The organism is Rhodoferax sp. RT5P35 (assembly GCF_056521385.1).
In genome coordinates this window covers 1-1,537 of the sequence record NZ_JBWMAX010000100.1, presented here as the reverse complement: position 1 = coordinate 1,537, position 1,537 = coordinate 1, and the positions used below count along the sequence as shown (strand labels likewise).

Genomic DNA, 1,537 nt, shown 5'->3' with positions numbered 1-1,537 from the left:
GCATCTGGTCCCCGCCACCCCCCAGCACATCCTGGTGGGCCAGGTGCGCCACGCCGCCTTTTTAGGCACGGAAATGCAGTACGCGGTGGAGTCGCCACTGGGTGAGTTGTTTGTGCGCCAGACCGATGTGCAGCAGCCGCTGGCCGTGGGTGCGTCGGTCGGCATTGGCTTTGCCGACCACGGCGTATGCATCGTGGGAGGCCGCGCATGAGCACCGCTGCGATAGCTGCGCGCTACGCGCTGGCCCAAAGCATCGCCCGCCAGGCCGGGCTGCAGGCCCTGGAATGGTTTCGCAAGCGTGACCAATTGGTGATCGAGTCCAAGGGCTTGCAGGACATGGTGAGCGCGGCGGACAAAGACACCGAGCTGTACATCCGCGCCCAGGTGCTGGCACGCTTTGCCGACGACGGTTTTCTGGGTGAAGAAGGCGGGCTCGACCATGCCGATGCCGACTACCTGTGGGTGATCGACCCGATCGACGGCACGGCCTGCTTCGTCAACGGCATGCACGCCTGGTGCCTGTCCATCGCGGTCATGCACGCGGGCAAGCCGGTGATCGGCGTGGTGTTTGACCCGAACAGCGACGAGATGTTCCACGCCTGCACAGGCCAGGGCGCGTTTGTGAACCAGTTGCCCATGCAGGCCCACAGCGCCCGCAGCATCACCGAAGGCGTGCTGGGTGTGGGCTTCTCGCACCGGGTGCCGGTGAGTGCCTGTGTGCCCTTCCTGGACCGGGTGCTGTCGGGCGGCGGCATGTTCATCCGCAACGGCTCTGGCGCGCTGATGCTGTCCTATGTGGCCGCCGGGCGGCTGATTGGCTACTACGAGCCGCACATCAACTCCTGGGACTGCCTGGCCGCTATCGTGCTGGTGCAGGAAGCCGGGGGCCAGGTGAATGACTTCCTGGCCGACAACGGCCTGCACGACGGCAACCCCATCATCGCCGCCGGTGCGCACCTCTACGCGCCACTGCTGGCGTTGATCGATCCGACCTGAACCGCGACGAACTCCCCGAAAACCCCCGCTCCACCACAAGGTGTCCTATGTTGCACTTCCCGTTGTCTGCTTGCGCGTCTGCCGCGGCGCTGACTCTGGCCATGGGCGCTGCCCAGGCCCAAACCGAAGTCACCGCCATTCTGGCCGGCCACGCCGCCCTGCCCGCCACCACCAGCGTCGCAGCCCCCGAAAATGCCGGTCCGCTGTTTGCCACCTCGGGCAAATTCACCGCCGCGAACCGCTTGCGCAGCGACACCCTGGGCAGCGTCCCCGGCATCAGCTTCGTCGGCGACCCCAAGTACCCCCGCAAGTCGGGCGGTAGCCTGCCGATGCAAGGGCAATCGGTGCAGGGGTTTTCCGGCATCGTCCCCCTGGGCAACGACCAGTTCCTGACCCTGACCGACAACGGCTTTGGCAACAAGATCAACTCGCAAGACGCTTTGCTGATGGTGCACCGGGTCCAGGCCGACTGGGCCCAAGGTTCGGTGACCCACAACGGCACCAGCTTTTTGCACGACCCCGACCGCAAAGTGCCGTTTTT

General features: G+C 65.7%; 3 protein-coding genes. All 3 read left to right on the top strand.

What is annotated here, in order from left to right; translation table 11 throughout:
• Nucleotides 1–211, top strand: a 211-nt coding sequence (locus AC097L_RS23970; protein ID WP_479589236.1) for a TOBE domain-containing protein, incomplete at its 5' end; no start/stop codon positions are given.
• Nucleotides 208–996 carry an inositol monophosphatase family protein gene (locus AC097L_RS23965; RefSeq protein ID WP_479589235.1) on the top strand — a complete coding sequence of 263 codons (789 nt, stop codon included), beginning with the start codon at nt 208–210 and terminating at the stop codon, nt 994–996. The genes AC097L_RS23970 and AC097L_RS23965, both read left to right, overlap by 4 nt.
• 47 nt (nt 997–1,043) lie before the next feature.
• Nucleotides 1,044–1,537: esterase-like activity of phytase family protein (locus AC097L_RS23960; protein WP_479589234.1), on the top strand; the 494-nt coding region annotated here is incomplete at its 3' end.